At 52.1% G+C, this 16,225-nt stretch carries 14 protein-coding genes; 6 read left to right on the plus strand and 8 right to left on the minus strand.

What is annotated here, in order from left to right; translation table 11 throughout:
- Positions 1-387: 387 nt before the first annotated feature.
- Positions 388-1,092 carry a FadR/GntR family transcriptional regulator gene (locus tag F4V61_RS20380; RefSeq protein WP_001131149.1) on the plus strand — a complete coding sequence of 235 codons (705 nt, stop codon included), beginning with the start codon at positions 388-390 and terminating at the stop codon, positions 1,090-1,092.
- Between the two features lie 11 nt (positions 1,093-1,103).
- Positions 1,104-2,531, plus strand: coding sequence for a multidrug transporter subunit MdtD (mdtD, locus tag F4V61_RS20385; protein ID WP_000202075.1), 1,428 nt, complete (start codon positions 1,104-1,106; stop codon positions 2,529-2,531).
- Here mdtD and rbsR read toward each other — a convergent pair.
- The 7 genes from rbsR to kup form a co-directional block, all read right to left on the minus strand.
- On the minus strand, positions 2,497-3,495 hold the full coding sequence (rbsR, locus tag F4V61_RS20390) for a ribose operon transcriptional repressor RbsR (RefSeq protein WP_024132077.1): 999 nt from the start codon (positions 3,493-3,495) through the stop codon (positions 2,497-2,499). The genes mdtD and rbsR overlap by 35 nt on opposite strands.
- Positions 3,496-3,498: 3 nt before the next feature.
- The gene (gene rbsK, locus F4V61_RS20395) at positions 3,499-4,428 is read right to left on the minus strand and encodes a ribokinase (RefSeq protein WP_000844734.1); all 930 of its coding nucleotides are present in this window, start codon (positions 4,426-4,428) and stop codon (positions 3,499-3,501) included.
- Between the two features lie 131 nt (positions 4,429-4,559).
- Entirely contained in the window at positions 4,560-5,450 is an 891-nt protein-coding gene (gene rbsB, locus F4V61_RS20400; protein WP_001056266.1) for a ribose ABC transporter substrate-binding protein RbsB, read from the minus strand.
- Between the two features lie 24 nt (positions 5,451-5,474).
- A complete protein-coding gene (rbsC, locus tag F4V61_RS20405) occupies positions 5,475-6,440 on the minus strand; it encodes a ribose ABC transporter permease (RefSeq protein WP_079776435.1) in 966 nt (321 codons plus the stop codon).
- 5 nt (positions 6,441-6,445) lie between these two features.
- Positions 6,446-7,951, minus strand: coding sequence for a ribose ABC transporter ATP-binding protein RbsA (rbsA, locus tag F4V61_RS20410; protein ID WP_058819460.1), 1,506 nt, complete (start codon positions 7,949-7,951; stop codon positions 6,446-6,448).
- 7 nt (positions 7,952-7,958) lie between these two features.
- Positions 7,959-8,378: a D-ribose pyranase gene (gene rbsD / locus F4V61_RS20415; RefSeq protein ID WP_038397346.1), complete on the minus strand. Its 420-nt coding sequence runs from the start codon at positions 8,376-8,378 to the stop codon at positions 7,959-7,961.
- Positions 8,379-8,593: 215 nt separating this feature from the next.
- On the minus strand, positions 8,594-10,462 hold the full coding sequence (gene kup / locus F4V61_RS20420; protein ID WP_038397347.1) for a low affinity potassium transporter Kup: 1,869 nt from the start codon (positions 10,460-10,462) through the stop codon (positions 8,594-8,596).
- Between the two features lie 349 nt (positions 10,463-10,811).
- Between kup and ravA the strand changes: the two genes are divergently transcribed.
- Positions 10,812-12,308, plus strand: a complete 1,497-nt coding sequence (ravA, locus tag F4V61_RS20425; RefSeq protein ID WP_038397886.1) for an ATPase RavA — start codon at positions 10,812-10,814, stop codon at positions 12,306-12,308.
- Positions 12,302-13,753 carry an ATPase RavA stimulator ViaA gene (viaA, locus tag F4V61_RS20430; RefSeq protein ID WP_000956663.1) on the plus strand — a complete coding sequence of 484 codons (1,452 nt, stop codon included), beginning with the start codon at positions 12,302-12,304 and terminating at the stop codon, positions 13,751-13,753. Before ravA ends, viaA begins: the two co-directional genes overlap by 7 nt.
- 4 nt (positions 13,754-13,757) lie before the next feature.
- On the opposite strand, the gene asnA is transcribed toward viaA, so the two are convergent.
- Positions 13,758-14,750, minus strand: coding sequence for an aspartate--ammonia ligase (gene asnA, locus F4V61_RS20435; protein ID WP_080161287.1), 993 nt, complete (start codon positions 14,748-14,750; stop codon positions 13,758-13,760).
- A gap of 151 nt (positions 14,751-14,901) precedes the next feature.
- Between asnA and asnC the strand changes: the two genes are divergently transcribed.
- Both asnC and mioC read left to right on the plus strand, forming a co-directional pair.
- Positions 14,902-15,360 carry a transcriptional regulator AsnC gene (gene asnC / locus F4V61_RS20440; protein ID WP_000433017.1) on the plus strand — a complete coding sequence of 153 codons (459 nt, stop codon included), beginning with the start codon at positions 14,902-14,904 and terminating at the stop codon, positions 15,358-15,360.
- Between the two features lie 88 nt (positions 15,361-15,448).
- Positions 15,449-15,892 (plus strand): FMN-binding protein MioC, encoded by a 444-nt coding sequence (mioC, locus tag F4V61_RS20445; RefSeq protein WP_000763719.1) that lies wholly within the window; start codon positions 15,449-15,451, stop codon positions 15,890-15,892.
- The last annotated feature ends 333 nt before the right edge of the window (positions 15,893-16,225 follow it).

Below are 16,225 nucleotides of genomic sequence, written 5' to 3' on the forward strand. Positions count from 1 at the left end.
ATCCGTATCTTCGAGTGCCCACACAGATTGTCTGATAAATTGTTAAAGAGCAGTGCCGCTTCGCTTTTCTCAGCGGCGCGGGGTGTGCATATTACGCTTTCCCGCTTCAGAGTCAAGCGTTTATTTTTGCTTTTCTCCGTGAGGTTCTGGTCTGAACCCCGCTGACCCGGCGGCCTGTGTGCCGTTGTTCCGTGTCAGTGGTGGCGCATTATAGGGAGTTATTTGGGCCTGACAAGAGGAAATTTAAAATAATTTTCTGAGTGTCTCTTTTTTCACCAATGACGGGCTTAACGTGCCATAAAATAAGCAAATTGCCGTTATTACCACCGCAATCATACTTCCTGGTGGCATACTAATGATCAAACGAAAGAGAAAGGAAGAACATTCATGCCTTTAAGCGCACAACAATTAGCCGCACAGAAAAATCTATCCTATGTTCTGGCTGAAAAGCTGGCGCAGCGGATATTAAAGGGTGACTATGCCCCCGGTACGATTCTTCCCGGCGAAATAGAACTGGGCGAGCGGTACGGCGTAAGTCGGACGGCAATTCGCGAAGCGGTGAAAACGTTGACGGCTAAAGGTATGGTGCTACCCCGTCCGCGCATTGGAACGCGGGTGATGCCGCAAGGTAACTGGAACTTCCTGGATCAAGAGCTGCTGACCTGGTGGATGACGGAAGAAAACTTCCATCAGGTAGTGGACCATTTCCTGGTGATGCGAATCAGTCTGGAACCGCAAGCCTGTCGGCTGGCGGCGACTATCGGCACGCCGGAGCAAAAAGCGCAGCTGAATACCTTAATGGAAGAGATGGTTGCTCTGAAAAAGCATTTTAAGCGTGAACGCTGGATTGAAGTAGATATGGCATGGCATGGGCATATCTACGAAATGAGCGCCAATCCCTTTTTGATCTCTTTTGCTACGCTATTTCATTCGGTTTATCGCACTTACTTTACCTCAATAACCTATAACGAAGTGGTAAAGCTGGATTTGCACCAGGCTATTGTTGATGCCATCGCTGATGGCGACGGCGAACGAGCTTTCCAGGCCTGCCAAGCGCTGTTGATAGCGCCCAATGAGAGACCAGATAATTAACAGGATATTGAATGACCAGCAAAAAAGCGCGCAGTATGGCTGGCCTGCCGTGGATAGCGGCAATGGCCTTCTTTATGCAGGCGCTAGACGCCACCATTTTGAATACCGCTTTACCGGCTATTGCGCATAGCCTCAACCGTTCGCCACTCGCTATGCAGTCCGCTATTATCAGTTATACCCTGACAGTAGCTATGTTAATTCCGGTAAGCGGCTGGCTGGCCGATCGCTTCGGTACGCGTCGCGTCTTTATGGTTGCCGTGAGTTTGTTTACGTTAGGCTCGCTGGCCTGCGCGCTCTCTAGTTCACTATCTGAATTGGTTATTTTTCGCGTCGTGCAAGGCGTCGGCGGGGCGATGATGATGCCGGTAGCGCGACTGGCGTTATTGCGGGCCTATCCACGTAGTGAGTTACTGCCCGTCCTTAACTTTGTCACTATGCCGGGGCTGGTAGGTCCTATTTTGGGGCCGGTGTTAGGCGGCGTACTGGTGACCTGGGCAAGCTGGCACTGGATCTTCCTGATTAATATTCCGATTGGCGTTGCAGGTATTCTGTATGCCCGCAAATATATGCCTAACTTCACCACGCCGCGTCGCAAGTTTGACATGACCGGCTTCTTTCTCTTTGGGCTAAGTCTGGTAATGTTTTCCAGCGGAATGGAACTGTTTGGCGAGAAAATTGTGGCGACATGGATCGCATCCGCCATTATTTTTTGCAGTATTGTTCTACTATTGGCCTATATCCGCCACGCCCGCCATCATCCGACACCGTTAATATCACTATCGCTGTTTAAGACACGCACATTTTCCGTCGGTATTGCCGGCAACCTCGCTACGCGTCTGGGCACAGGCTGCGTACCTTTTTTGATGCCGTTAATGCTACAGGTTGGTTTTGGCTACCCGGCTCTGATTGCCGGCTGCATGATGGCGCCGACGGCGTTGGGTTCTATTATCGCGAAATCGACCGTAACGCAGGTTTTACGACGTTTGGGATACCGGAAGACTCTGGTCGGCATTACGGTATTTATCGGTCTGATGATTGCCCAGTTTTCGTTTCAATCTCCCGCCATGCCGATCTGGATGCTCGTACTGCCGCTATTCATTCTTGGCATGGCGATGTCAACTCAATTTACGGCAATGAATACAATTACCCTTGCGGATCTGACGGACGATAATGCCAGCAGCGGCAATAGCGTGCTGGCCGTCACGCAACAATTGTCTATCAGTTTAGGCGTGGCGATCAGCGCGGCGGTGTTACGTATCTATGAAGGTTTTACAGGAACTAGTACTGTGGAACAGTTCCACTATACCTTTATCACGATGGGGGCGATCACTATCGTGTCCTCTCTGATGTTCATGCTGCTAAGAGCTAAAGACGGCAATAATCTAATTAAAGAACGGCATAAATCTAAACCGACCCACGCACCGTCAAAACCGGAGTAAGCTGAAGTCGCTGTTGTTGCAAGGCGGGCTGCGCCATCCGATGAATCAACACATCAATAGCCAGCTCGCCCAATTCATCTTTCGGTTGATGGATAGTCGTTAGCGGCGGCGTCATATAGCGCGCCAGCTCAATATCATCATAGCCAATTACCGCCATATCCTGCGGGATACGAAGCCCCGCCTGATATAACGCCTGATATGCGCCGACAGCCATCGCATCGTTTCCGGTAAAAACCGCTTGCGGTCGCTGTGGATGGGTAAGTAACGCTTGCATGGCGTCAAAACCGCCGCCAAATTCAAAATCGCCGGTGATCTCATAGCCTTTCGGAATAGCCAGCCTTGCTCGTTTCATCGCCGCCCGATATCCTTCCAGCCGCAAACGCGCGGGCGTTTTGTCCAGCGGGCCGGTAATACAGGCTATTCGGGTAAATCCTTTATCGATAAGGTGTTGCGTCGCCAGATCGCCGCCTAACAACGAATTATCCTGAATGAGATCGCTATCGCCCTCGCCATCAAACGGCGACCAGTCCATCATGACGGTAGGAATAGACGGATAACGCTGCATAATTTCACGGGAAGGCTGGTGCGTTTCGGTGCAAAGCAGCAGTAATCCATCGACCCGTTTTTGCATCAGCGTTTCAAGGTTGCGGTTCATCCGCTGCTCGTCGCCTTCGGTATTGCACAGCACCAGACTATAGCCGCGCTCAAAACAGCTTCGCTCAACGCCGCGCACCAGTTCGGAATAAAAAGGGTTGGTACTGGCGGTAATCAGCATACCAATCGTGCGGGTCTGGTTTAACTTGAGGCTTCGCGCCAGCGCAGAGGGCGCATAGTTAAGCGATTTAATCGCCGCTTCAACTTTTTCAGTAATCGCCTCACTCACAAAGCGATCTTTGTTAATAACGTGAGAGACCGTCGATGTAGAGACTCCCGCCAGGCGGGCAACATCCTTCATAGTAGCCAAGCGTTACCCCTGCTGACGTAAAAACGCTTCTATCTCTTCGCGCCACGGAACAGAAGGTTGCGCGCCTTTACGCGTCACGGCAATCGCAGCGGCGGCATGGGCAAAACGAATCGCCTCAGGTAGCGGCATCGCCTCCAGTATCGCGGTAATAAAGGCACCGTTAAACGTATCTCCGGCGGCAATGGTATCGACAGCCTCGACTTTAAATCCAGGAACGCGGCGACCCTCGCCGTTTACGCTGGCCCAGACGCCACGGCTTCCTAACGTAATTAATACGGTTCGAATGCCCTTAACATGTAAAACCTGCGCAGCCTTCGCGGCATCGTCATCATTTTCCACACGCACGCCCGTCAGCTTTTCAGCTTCCGTTTCATTTGGCGTGATGATGTCCACCAGCGCCAGCAGTTCGTCCGGTAGCTCGCGGGCAGGCGCCGGGTTAAGCGCAACAGTAGTATGATTTTGATGTGCGATTCTCGCCGCAGCCAGTACGCTTTCCAGCGGCGATTCCAGTTGCATCAGTAACGCATCCGCCTGCGCGATACGTTCACGTTGCGCATCAACCAACGCCGGCGATAACGCGGCATTCGCCCCGGCATGAATACCGATGACGTTTTCGCCTTCGCCATTAACGAAAATCAGCGCCACCCCGGTAGACTCGCCTTTAATGACGCTAACTGGCTCGATATCAATACGATCGCTGACTAATTGTTTACGAATACTGTCGCCAATATCGTCATCGCCCGTGCAGGCGATAAACGCAATATTTGCCCCGCTACGTCCCGCAGCAACCGCCTGATTCGCGCCTTTCCCGCCAAACGCGACCTGATAATGGCTACCGGTTACCGTTTCACCCGGGGTAGGGAAGGACTCAAGATTAAGGATATGATCGGCATTAATGCTGCCAAGGACGATGAGATTACCTGCGGTTTTCATATTCGGGGTTCCAAGTCAAAGTGCGCCACCGGTTAGGGTGGCGCGTGCCCTGCTTTTCTTTTTTACGTTCACCTCAGCGGAGGCTCGCGTATTTATGTCGCCATCAGGCCATAGTTGACCCGTGTCGTTTATTACTGCTTGATGACCAGCTTCAGGTCAACCGGATATTTGGCCTGAACTTTTTCGCTTTTCAGCACCTTATCCGCAACTTCAACGCCTTTGGCGCCGATTTGATCCGGTAACTGAGCGATAGTCGCTGCCAGTTTGCCATCTTTTACGGCCTTTTCGCCATCCGGCGTGCCGTCAAATCCAACCACCATCACATCTGCTTTACCGGCAGTTTGCAGTGCACGCAGCGCGCCCAGCGCCATTTCATCATTCTGGGCGAAGACAGCCTGAACATCCGGATGCGCGGTCAGCAGGTTCTGCATGACGTTCAGCCCCTTAGTACGGTCGAAATCCGCAGGCTGGCTGGCCAGGACATTAAATTTGTGCGCGGCTACCGCCTGCTGAAAACCTTCGCCGCGCTCACGCGCCGCAGATGTTCCAGCAATACCTTGCAATTCAATAACTTTCGCGCCTTCGCCAGCTTTCTTCGCGATATAGTCGCCAGCGATTTTGCCACCCAGCACGTTATCAGACGCAATATGGCTCACGACATTGCCTTTAGTTGCCTGGCGGTCAAGCGTGATAACCGGAATCTTCGCCTGGTTCGCCATCTTCACGGCGTTACCCACCGCATCGGAGTCAGTTGGGTTGATCAGCAGAATTTTAGTCCCGCGGACGGTTAAATCCTGAACGTTCGCCAACTCTTTGGCTGGGTTGTTCTGGGAGTCCAACACCACCAGGTTATAGCCCAGTTTATCCGCCTCTTTTTGCGCCCCGTCTTTTAATGAAACGAAGAAGGGATTATTGAGGGTAGAGATCACCAGCGCAATGGTATCTTTCGCCATTGCATTCGCGCTCACGGTGGCGCTCAGCGCAACAGCAGAAACCAGGGTAGCCAGTTTTTTCATGTTCATATTTAAGATGTCCTGTAGTCGTTATTACTGCTTTTTGTTGTCTACCAGTACCGCCAGCAAAATCACCACCGCTTTGACGATCATCTGGTAATAGGAGGAAACACCTAACAAATTCAAACCATTATTAAGGAAACCAAGAATTAATGCGCCGATCAATGTCCCAACAATGCGTCCTTTGCCGCCTGCAAGACTGGTGCCGCCCAGTACCACAGCGGCGATAGCATCCAACTCATAGCCGGTACCCGCCGTTGGCTGCGCGGAAGAGAGGCGCGCCACTTCAATGATGCCCGCCAACGACGCTGTCAGTCCGCAAAGTGAATAGACAATAATTTTCACTTTACTCACGCTAATACCAGACAGACGCGTCGCCGCTTCGTTACCGCCCAGCGCGTAGATATAGCGTCCCAGGCGGGTGTGATGCAGCATATACCAGGCGGCGATAAAGACGATAGCCATGATCCAAACCGGTGTAGGAACGCCCAGCGGACGGCCTATACCGAACCAGCCAAACAGGTCGGCGTTATCGGTAAAGCCGGTGTTAACCGGACTACCGTCGGTGTAAACCATCGTCACGCCGCGCAGTAGCAGCATCATCACCAGCGTAGCGATAAACGCCTGTACGCGGCCTTTCGCGACGATAACGCCAGTGACGGCGCCAATCGCAGCACCCAGCGCCAGCGCGGCGGCAACCGCGACCAGCGCATTCACTTCAACGCCGACGATTGAAGCGGCAACCGCGCCGGTGAGCGCCAGCAGGGAACCGACGGACAGATCGATCCCCGATGTCAGAATCACCAACGTCATCCCCACCGCCATAATGGCGTTGACGGAGGTCTGTTGAAGAATATTGAACAGATTATTAACGGTAAAAAAGTTGGGGCTCAACGTCGAAACAATCGCAATCAACACCAGCAGGGCAATGAGCGACTTCTGCTCCATCAGCCACGCTTTAGTGAAATAACGACGACCAGAAACAGCCTGAGTTGTCATCTTTTTTACTCCTGATTCACGCGATTAAGCTTGCCCACTGCGGCAGCCATTAATATTTCCTGGGTGGCCTGCTCGCGAGTAAATTCACCGCTGAGATGCCCTTCATGCATGACGATAATGCGATCGCTCATGCCTAATACTTCTGGCATCTCAGATGAGACCAGAATGATGCTCAGGCCGTCGGCCTTAAACTGGTTGATAAGCTGATAAATCTCTTTCTTGGCGCCGACGTCCACGCCGCGGGTCGGCTCGTCGAGAATGAGCACTTTCGGGCGCGTCATCAACCCGCGGGCTATCGCCACTTTTTGCTGATTACCGCCGGAAAGCAGACCTATCGCCTGTTCCATTGACGGCGTTTTGACGTTGAACAGACGGATAAAATCCCCCACCGCCTGCTGCTCATCTTTATGTTTCAGGCTTCCGCCAGCGCGGCTGAAATAGCGCAACGCAGTCAACGACATATTCTCTTTAACTGACATGCCGAGCACCAGTCCATCGCGCTTACGGTCTTCAGAGATATAGACGATGCCATTGGCCAGCCCATCTTGCGGAGAACGCGTCACCACTTCATGCCCATCGAGCGTCACGTAGCCGCTAATTCGCGGCATCGCGCCGTACAATACTTTCATAAGTTCGGTACGCCCGGCCCCCATCAGGCCAGAAACGCCAAGAATCTCGCCTTTTCGCAGCACAAAGGAGACATCATTTACGCCCGGCCCGCACAGGTTATCGACTTTCAGTCGAATCTCACCCGGCGCGTTATCCAGATGCGGATACTGATCTTCCAGCTTACGTCCCACCATCATTTCGATAAGAGAATCTTCGGTCAACGTCGCCACTTCACGCTCGGCGATAAACTGCCCGTCACGGAAGACCGTCACGTCATCGCAAATCTCGAAAATCTCTTTCATACGGTGAGAGATATAGACAATGCCGCGCCCCTGCGATTTCAGCTCGCGGATAACGCGAAACAGGGATTCGGTTTCAGTATCGGTCAGCGCATCAGTCGGTTCATCCATAATGATGACTTTGGATTCGAAGCTCAGCACCTTGGCGATTTCCACCATTTGCTGGTCGCCAATCGACAGGTCGCCCACCAGACGGTCGCTCTTAAAGCGCAGATTCAGCTTTGCCAGCAGCACGTCGGCTTCGGCGTACATCTTTTTCCAGTCGATTTTGCCAAAGCGATTCACAAACTCACGGCCCAGGAAGATATTTTCCGCAATGGTCAACTGCGGGATCAGGTTCAGTTCCTGGTGGATAATGCCGATTCCGGCTTCCTGGGACGATTTAGGCCCATTAAAAGTAGTCTCTTTACCCAGCCATAATAAAGATCCCGCATCTCGCGTATAGATGCCGGTTAACACTTTCATCATGGTGGATTTTCCGGCGCCGTTTTCGCCCACCAGCGCCATTATGCGGCCAGGATAAACGTTTAACGCGGCGCCGGAGAGGGCCTTCACGCCGGGGAACGCTTTATCGATCCCTTTGAGTTGCAGTAATGCGTCCATAACGGCCTCAGAAAGTGACGCCAGCGCAAAGAATGACGTTCGCATACGGGGAACACTCCCCGCTGCGAATCACCGCCTGACTGTTTGCGGTTAATTTTTTGAATTGTTCGTGTATCGTATAACTAATTTTTATGGTGTTTCCCTGGTGTTGCTGCAGTTGCTCAAGGTGAGTGAGCAACGTTTCGTGGAGCTGCGGATTATGTTGTTTGATTTCCGTTGCAAGAATCGCCGCCTCAACCTGCATTTCCCGGGTCACGACATCTACCACCTGCATAAAAGAAGGTACGCCCTGGGTTAATGCCATATCAATACGCGCGGCGCTATTCGGGATGGGTAAACCCGCATCACAAACCACCAGAGTATCAGTATGCCCCAGACGGGAAATGACCGACGAGATATCAGAGTTGAGTACGGTGCCTTTTTTCATTTTTCTGCTCCACTAGCGAAACGTTTCGCTGGCCGCAGTGTAACCCCGGATGTGTTTATAAAACCATCATGGCGTAACAGAATTGTGATCGCCGTCGAAACGTTTCGCTAACGGGAATGGTGTGAAAATAATAACCCGATGGCGATTATCTTATGGGACCTACAGGTTGAATAGGCCGGGTAAGCCAACGCGGCCCCCGGCATGTTGATAAGGGATTAAATCTCGACCTGCGTTCCTAACTCAATCACGCGGTTAGGCGGGATCTCGAACTGATCCGGCGCGCGCAGGGCGTTGCGTTGCAACAATAAATACAGTTTACCGCGCAGACGCAAATACCACGGACGTTTGCCGACAATCAACGACTCGTGCGACATAAAGAATGACGTTTCCATCATCCGGCAGCTAAGCCCTTCCAGACCGCAGCGGTGGAACACCTCTTCTACGTTTGGCGTTTCGCGCCAGCCGTAGCTGGCCACCACGCGCCAGAATGTCGGAGACAACTGCTCAATCTGCACCCGGCGAACGTTATGCACATAAGGCGCATCTTCCGTACGCAACGTTAGTAAGATTACGCGTTCATGCAACACTTTGTTGTGCTTCAGATTATGCAGTAAAGCAAAGGGGATCACATTGAGCGCGCGTGACATGTATACGGCGGTACCCGGCACCCGAACCGGCGGTGACTTCTCTAGTGAGGCTATCATCGCTTCCAGCGAATTACCGTGTTCATGCATCCGGCGTAACAGACGAAAACGCTCGCTCTTCCAGGTGGTCATGATCGTGAACATGATCAGGCCCAGACTCAGCGGCAGCCAACCACCAGATAACAATTTATCGAGGTTAGCCGAGAACAGCGGGATATCCACACACAGGAACGCCACCAGAATCAGCGCGACAAGGTATTTATTCCAGTGCCAGTTCTTACGCGCCACGGTCGTTGAGAGAATGGACGTCAGCACCATCGTACCGGTCACGGCGATACCATAGGCCGCCGCCAGGTTGCTGGAGTGCTCGAAGCTGACAATGACAACCACGACTGCGAAATAAAGCAGCCAGTTGACGAAAGGAATATAGATCTGGCCAGATTCCATCTCAGAGGTATGAATAATGCGCATCGGCGACAAATAGCCAAGACGCACGGCCTGTCGCGTCAGCGAAAAGACGCCGGAGATCACCGCCTGGGAAGCGATAACCGTTGCCAGCGCAGCCAGAATCAACAGAGGAATCAGCGCCCAGTCCGGCGCCAGCAGGAAGAAGGGGTTTTTAATCGCTTCCGGATGCTTTAATAGCAACGCGCCCTGACCAAAGTAGTTCAGTACTAACGACGGCAAAACCACGGTAAACCACGCCAGACGAATCGGGAATTTACCGAAGTGTCCCATATCGGCGTACAGCGCCTCTACGCCGGTAATCGACAGCACGACCGCGCCCAGGGCGATAAACGACACCGTTTTGTATTCGAGGAAAAAACGTACCGCCCAGACAGGATTCAGCGCATGTAACACTTCAGGATTGGCAATAATACTGCGCAGGCCCAGTACCGCCAGGATTAAAAACCAGGTCAGCATGATAGGCGCGAAGAGTTTCCCAACCATTCCCGTACCGTGTTTCTGAATCATAAACAACAGAGTCAGTACAACAATGGAGAGCGGAACAATCCAGGTATCCAACTGCGGCGCGACAATCTCCAGACCTTCAATAGCCGACATCACCGAAATCGCCGGCGTTATCACCACTTCGCCATAGAAAAAGCTGCCGCCTATCAGTCCCATGATAACTAACATGGATGTGGTACGCGCCGAGGTATTACGTCCGGCAAGCGACATCAGCGTCAAAATCCCGCCTTCACCCGCGTTATCGGCGCGCATCACGAAGGTGAGATATTTGATGGAAACCACAAAGATGAGTAGCCAGAAGATCAGCGACAGAAAACCAAACACGGCATCTCGTTCAACGCCAAAACCAAACTGACCGGACAAACATTCACGAAGTGTATAAAGTGGGCTGGTACCAATATCACCGTAGACAACCCCAATAGCTGCGAGGGTAATCGCAGGCAACGATTGCTTATTATCAGTGCTCATAGACTCATCTTTCGTTTATACACCTCATCCTTCACGCTACCTCCTTGTCGGCTGCACTCGCTTACTCCAGTCGCTTATTAATGTGAGCGCTGGGGGATTCACTCCTTTGCCGCCTTGATGTAGTTTGAATGAATTAGTGTATAGATATGAAATGCGTGTGCTTAGTCCCTTGGCCCACAAAAAAGCGCACAGTATGCACGATTAATCATAAAAGCGTACCCCTAAATGAAGCCAGATTAACCTGGCTCAAAGAAAAATAAACAGCGCTTCAGACGATTACAGCCCAGGTGGTGAAACGTCTATACTCGCAATTAGCATGATCCATTTGACGAAAGGACGCCTCTTTATTATGGCTCACCCACATTTATTAGCGGAAAGAATTTCCCGTCTGAGCAGCGCCCTTGAGAAGGGACTGTATGAACGTAGCCACGCCATACGCCTTTGTCTACTGGCGGCGTTAAGCGGTGAAAGCGTCTTTTTGCTGGGCCCGCCCGGTATCGCCAAGAGTCTGATTGCCCGCCGCCTGAAGTTTGCTTTCCAGCGCGCCCGCGCTTTTGAATATCTGATGACACGCTTTTCCACGCCGGAAGAGGTTTTTGGCCCGCTTTCTATTCAGGCGCTGAAAGATGAAGGCCGTTATGAGCGCTTAACGACCGGCTATCTTCCCGAAGCCGAAATCGTTTTTCTTGATGAAATCTGGAAGGCGGGCCCCGCTATCCTGAACACATTGCTGACCGCCATTAACGAACGCCACTTCCGCAACGGCGCCTTTGAAGAAAAAATCCCGATGCGGTTGCTGGTAGCTGCCTCTAACGAACTGCCCGAAGCGGACAGCAGCCTGGAAGCGTTGTACGACCGGATGCTGATTCGCCTGTGGCTGGATAAAGTTCAGGATAAAGCCAATTTCCGCTCCATGCTGGTTAGCCAGCAGGATGAGAGCGATAACCCGGTACCCGCCTCGTTACAGGTCAGCGACGAAGAATACCAGCAGTGGCAAAAAGATATCGGCGCTATTTCGCTTCCCGATCCGGTCTTTGAGTTGATATTTACTCTGCGCCAACAACTGGATAATTTACCGAATGCGCCTTATGTCTCCGACCGCCGCTGGAAGAAAGCCATCCGCCTGTTACAGGCCAGCGCCTTCTTTAGCGGACGCGACGCGATTGCGCCGATTGACCTTATCCTGCTAAAAGATTGCTTGTGGTATGACGCGCAGAGTCTGAATCTCATGCAACAACAACTGGAAATATTGATGACCGGACACGCCTGGCAGCAGCAGGCCATGCTGACCCGTCTTGGCGGTATCGTCCAGCGCCGCCTCCAGTTGCAGCAACAGCAAAGCGATAAAACCGCATTCACCGTTATTAAACAAGGCGGTATGTTCAGTCGTCGCCCACATTACACTTTACCGCCGGAAGCCAGCGCGTCGACGTTGACGTTACTGCTACAAAAACCGCTAAAACTGCATGATATGGAAGTGCTCCATATTACTTTTGACCGCAGCGCACTGGAACTTTGGCTGACCAAAGGCGGCGAGATCCGCGGCAAACTGAACGGGATAGGCTTTGCCCAAACGCTGAATATGGAAGTCGATAACGCCCAACACCTGGTGGTGCGCGACATCAGTCTACAAGGCACCCGTCTGGCGTTGCCGGAAGCGGCAGAAGACAGTATGCCTGCGGAGATTAAACAGCAACTGGAAGCGTTAGAAAACGACTGGCGTCAGCAGCATACCCGCTTCAGCGAGCAGCAGCATTGTCTGTTTATTCACAGTGACTGGCCTGGGCGTATTGAGGCCAGCCTGCAGGATGTAGGAGAACAGATCCGCCAGGCGCAACAATGCTAACGCTGGATACGCTAAACGTCATGCTGGCCGTCAGCGAAGAGGGAATGGTCGAAGAGATGATCCTCGCGCTACTGGCTTCTCCGCAACTGGTCATTTTCTTTGAAAAATTTCCGCGTTTAAAAAACGCTGTTACCGCCGATCTCCCGCGCTGGCGGGAAGCGCTACGCAGTCGGCTTAAAGACGCACGCGTTCCGCAGAAACTCACGGAAGAAGTCATGTGCTATCAGCAAAGCCAACTTCTCTCCACACCACAGTTCATCGTGCAACTACCGCAAATACTAGCGTTGCTTCATCGTTTACATTCACCGTATGCCGCGCAGGCGAAGCAGTTGGTGGAGAGCAACAGTACCTTTACTCCCTCGCTACATACGCTTTTTTTGCAACGCTGGCGGTTAAGCCTGGTCGTGCAGGCCACCACGTTAAATCAACAACTGCTGGAAGAAGAGCGCGAGCAATTGCTGAGTGATGTTCAGGAACGGATGACGCTGAGCGGACAACTGGAACCAACGCTGGCGGAAAATGATAATGCCGCAGGCCGTCTGTGGGATATGAGCGCGGGCCAGCTTAAACGCGGTGATTATCAACTGATCGTAAAATATGGCGAATTTCTCGCCGCCCAGCCGGAGCTAAAGCAACTGGCGGAACAACTGGGGCGTTCGCGGGAAGCCAAATCGGTGCCAAAAAAAGACGCGCCGATGGAAACCTTTCGTACATTGGTACGCGAACCCGCTACGGTGCCGGAGCAGGTTGACGGTATTCAACAAAGCGATGATATTCTGCGCTTGTTACCGCCGGAGCTGGCAACGCTCGGCATCACTGAGCTGGAATATGAATTCTACCGCCGGCTGGTGGAAAAACAGCTCCTCACCTATCGTCTGCATGGCGAAGCATGGCGCGAGAAAGTGACTGAACGTCCGGTGGTACATCAGGATGTCGACAAGCAACCACGCGGACCGTTTATTGTCTGCGTCGATACCTCAGGCTCAATGGGAGGCTTTAACGAGCAGTGCGCAAAAGCGTTCTGCCTGGCGTTGATGCGCGTGGCGCTGGCGGATAACCGCCGCTGTTTTATTATGCTATTTTCCACCGAGGTCGTGCGTTATGAACTCTCCGGCCCGGAAGGTATTGAACAGGCTATTCGCTTTCTAAGCCAACGTTTCCGCGGCGGCACGGATATTGCTAGCTGTTTTCGCGCTATCATTGAACGGATGCAGAGGCGGAAATGGTTTGATGCCGATGCGGTGGTCATTTCGGATTTTATCGCCCAGCGCTTGCCGGACGACGTGGTGAGTAAAGTGGGAGAGTTGCAGCGTCTTCACCAGCACCGATTCCACGCGGTGGCGATGTCCGCACACGGCAAACCCGGCATCATGCGCATTTTCGATCATATCTGGCGCTTTGATACCGGGATGCGAAGCCGCCTGTTACGACGCTGGCGGCGTTAACGGATTATAAAATAGCAGGAATGCTTTCCCGAACCTGTGCGGGCCATACGCCGCACTGCACCTGACCAATATGCGGCAATTGCAGCAGCAACATGGTCAGACGCGACTGGCCAATCCCGCCGCCGATGGTCTGCGGCATTTCGCCGCGCAACAGCGCCTGGTGCCACTCAAGCTGTAGGCGATCTTCGTCACCGGTAAGCTGAAGCTGACGCATCAGCGTATCAGCATCCACGCGGATCCCCATAGACGAAAGCTCAAACGCATCTTCCAGCACCGGGTTCCACACCAGGATATCGCCGTTCAGACCGGCGTAGCCCAGCTCAGATGCGGAGCTCCAGTCGTCATAGTCCGGCGCGCGAACGTCATGACGTTTGCCATCGCTAAGCGTGCCGCCAATCCCAACCAGAAATACCGCGCCTAACGCTTTCACTATCGCACGTTCACGACCTTTGGCATCGAGATCGGGATAGCGTGACAACAGATCCTGACTATGAACAAAGTGGATCCTCTCCGGCAGGAACGGCGCCAGACCAAACTGTTTATGCACTTCCGCTTCCGTCGCTTTAATTCCCGCCCAGATCGCCTCTACCGTGCTTTTCAGGGTGGAGAATTGGCGCTCGCCGTCGCCCATGACACGCTCCCAGTCCCATTGATCAACATAGACCGAGTGGAGCGGAGAGAGACGGTCTTCATCGGGGCGAAGGGCTTTCATGTGCGTGTAGAGCCCTTCGCCCGCGCTGAAGTCATGTTGCCCCAGGGTTTGACGTTTCCACTTCGCCAGTGAATGCACGACTTCGAACTGGGCGTCAGGCAACGTTTTCACTTTTACCTGTACCGCTTTTTCACAGCCGGACAAATTATCCTGCGTGCCATCTCCTACCCGACTCAGGATAGGAGCCTGGACTTCAATCAGTCCCAGACGCTCCTCGAGTTGGCGAGAGAAATGTGATTTAACGAAGCTAATTTGGCGTTGTTTGGCAATGTAAGCGGTTTTCATTATTTTTACTCCTGCGTCCTGTTGCCTATGATTAAGCAACAAAATGAGGTCACTATTCAATAAACAACAAACAAAAAGGTAATATAGATTTTTATTCGTTAAAAATAACGGCTAAAATAGAGATAATCATTAATCTTTATAAGAAAAAGCGATGGAAAATTATCAGATCGACAATCTGGACCGCGGCATACTTGACGCCTTAATGGAAAATGCCCGTACCGCCTACGCCGAACTGGCTAAACAATTTGGCGTTAGCCCCGGAACCATTCACGTTCGCGTAGAAAAAATGAAACAGGCCGGGATTATTACTGGCGCCCGTATTGACGTCAGTCCTAAACAACTGGGTTACGATGTGGGCTGCTTTATTGGCATCATTCTAAAAAGCGCCAAAGACTATCCCTCCGCGCTGGCCCGGCTGGAAAGCCTGGATGAGGTAACGGAAGCGTATTACACCACTGGTCACTACAGCATCTTTATAAAAGTGATGTGCAAATCGATCGACGCGCTGCAGCATGTACTTATCAACAAGATCCAAACAATTGATGAAATTCAGTCCACTGAGACACTGATCGTCCTGCAGAACCCGATCATGCGTACTATAAGGCCGTGAGCGGCTTTTTTAATCCCACATTTTTCCACAGGTAGATCCCAGCTCGTTCACAGCGTACAATGCGCCTTCTATATAAAGGTGGGCGATCATGGCAGACATTACTCTTATCAGCGGCAGCACTCTGGGCGGCGCCGAATACGTCGCGGAACATCTGGCGGAAAAGCTGGAAGCTGCCGGTTTTTCAACTGAAACGCTGCACGGTCCGCGATTAGAGGATCTGTCAACCTCCGGGAGCTGGCTGATAATCAGCTCAACGCATGGCGCCGGAGACATTCCGGACAACCTGCTCCCTTTCTATAAAGACCTTCAGTCGCAAAAAACCAATCTTTCCGCAGTACGTTTTGGCGCAATTGGTATTGGCAGCCGTGAATACGACACATTTTGCGGCGCTATTAAGAAAATAGAAGCTGAACTGAAAGGCGCTGGCGCAAAACAGCTTGGTGAAACACTGAAGATCAACATCCTTGAACACGATATTCCGGAAGATCCAGCGGAGATTTGGCTCGATTCCTGGATTAATTTACTCAAATAAGTGTAAATATCGTGCGAACAACTGTGGATAACTATGGTAGGAAGCTTGGATCAACCGGTAGTTATCCAAAGAATAACCGTTGCTCACTTTTTGAGTTGTGCATAACTCTCTGTTTTGATCCCAGTTTATACGGGCCACGATCACCGATCATTCACAGCTAGTGATCCTTGCCAACCTATTGATCTTTACTACATGATCTGGGTTATCCACAGCCTGTCGCGATCCTAATAAGAGATCACAATAGAACAGATCTCTAAATAAAAAGATCTTCTTTTAATAGCCAGGATCCCGGGGCTTTCTCCATAGGCTAAAGTTGAGTAGAATCCATCGCCC

Origin of the sequence: Salmonella enterica subsp. arizonae, from assembly GCF_008692845.1 — a bacterium.
Classification (GTDB): domain Bacteria; phylum Pseudomonadota; class Gammaproteobacteria; order Enterobacterales; family Enterobacteriaceae; genus Salmonella; species Salmonella arizonae.

Excerpts from the sequence above, each read along its gene's own strand:
- F4V61_RS20380 (WP_001131149.1), top strand. The coding sequence starts at position 388 with ATGCCTTTAAGCGCACAACAATTAGCCGCACAGAAAAATCTATCCTAT.
- mdtD (WP_000202075.1), top strand. The coding sequence starts at position 1,104 with ATGACCAGCAAAAAAGCGCGCAGTATGGCTGGCCTGCCGTGGATAGCG.
- rbsK (WP_000844734.1), bottom strand. The coding sequence starts at position 4,428 with ATGAAAACCGCAGGTAATCTCATCGTCCTTGGCAGCATTAATGCCGAT.
- rbsB (WP_001056266.1), bottom strand. The coding sequence starts at position 5,450 with ATGAACATGAAAAAACTGGCTACCCTGGTTTCTGCTGTTGCGCTGAGC.
- rbsC (WP_079776435.1), bottom strand. The coding sequence starts at position 6,440 with ATGACAACTCAGGCTGTTTCTGGTCGTCGTTATTTCACTAAAGCGTGG.
- rbsA (WP_058819460.1), bottom strand. The coding sequence starts at position 7,951 with ATGGACGCATTACTGCAACTCAAAGGGATCGATAAAGCGTTCCCCGGC.
- rbsD (WP_038397346.1), bottom strand. The coding sequence starts at position 8,378 with ATGAAAAAAGGCACCGTACTCAACTCTGATATCTCGTCGGTCATTTCC.
- kup (WP_038397347.1), bottom strand. The coding sequence starts at position 10,462 with ATGAGCACTGATAATAAGCAATCGTTGCCTGCGATTACCCTCGCAGCT.
- ravA (WP_038397886.1), top strand. The coding sequence starts at position 10,812 with ATGGCTCACCCACATTTATTAGCGGAAAGAATTTCCCGTCTGAGCAGC.
- viaA (WP_000956663.1), top strand. The coding sequence starts at position 12,302 with ATGCTAACGCTGGATACGCTAAACGTCATGCTGGCCGTCAGCGAAGAG.
- asnA (WP_080161287.1), bottom strand. The coding sequence starts at position 14,750 with ATGAAAACCGCTTACATTGCCAAACAACGCCAAATTAGCTTCGTTAAA.
- asnC (WP_000433017.1), top strand. The coding sequence starts at position 14,902 with ATGGAAAATTATCAGATCGACAATCTGGACCGCGGCATACTTGACGCC.
- mioC (WP_000763719.1), top strand. The coding sequence starts at position 15,449 with ATGGCAGACATTACTCTTATCAGCGGCAGCACTCTGGGCGGCGCCGAA.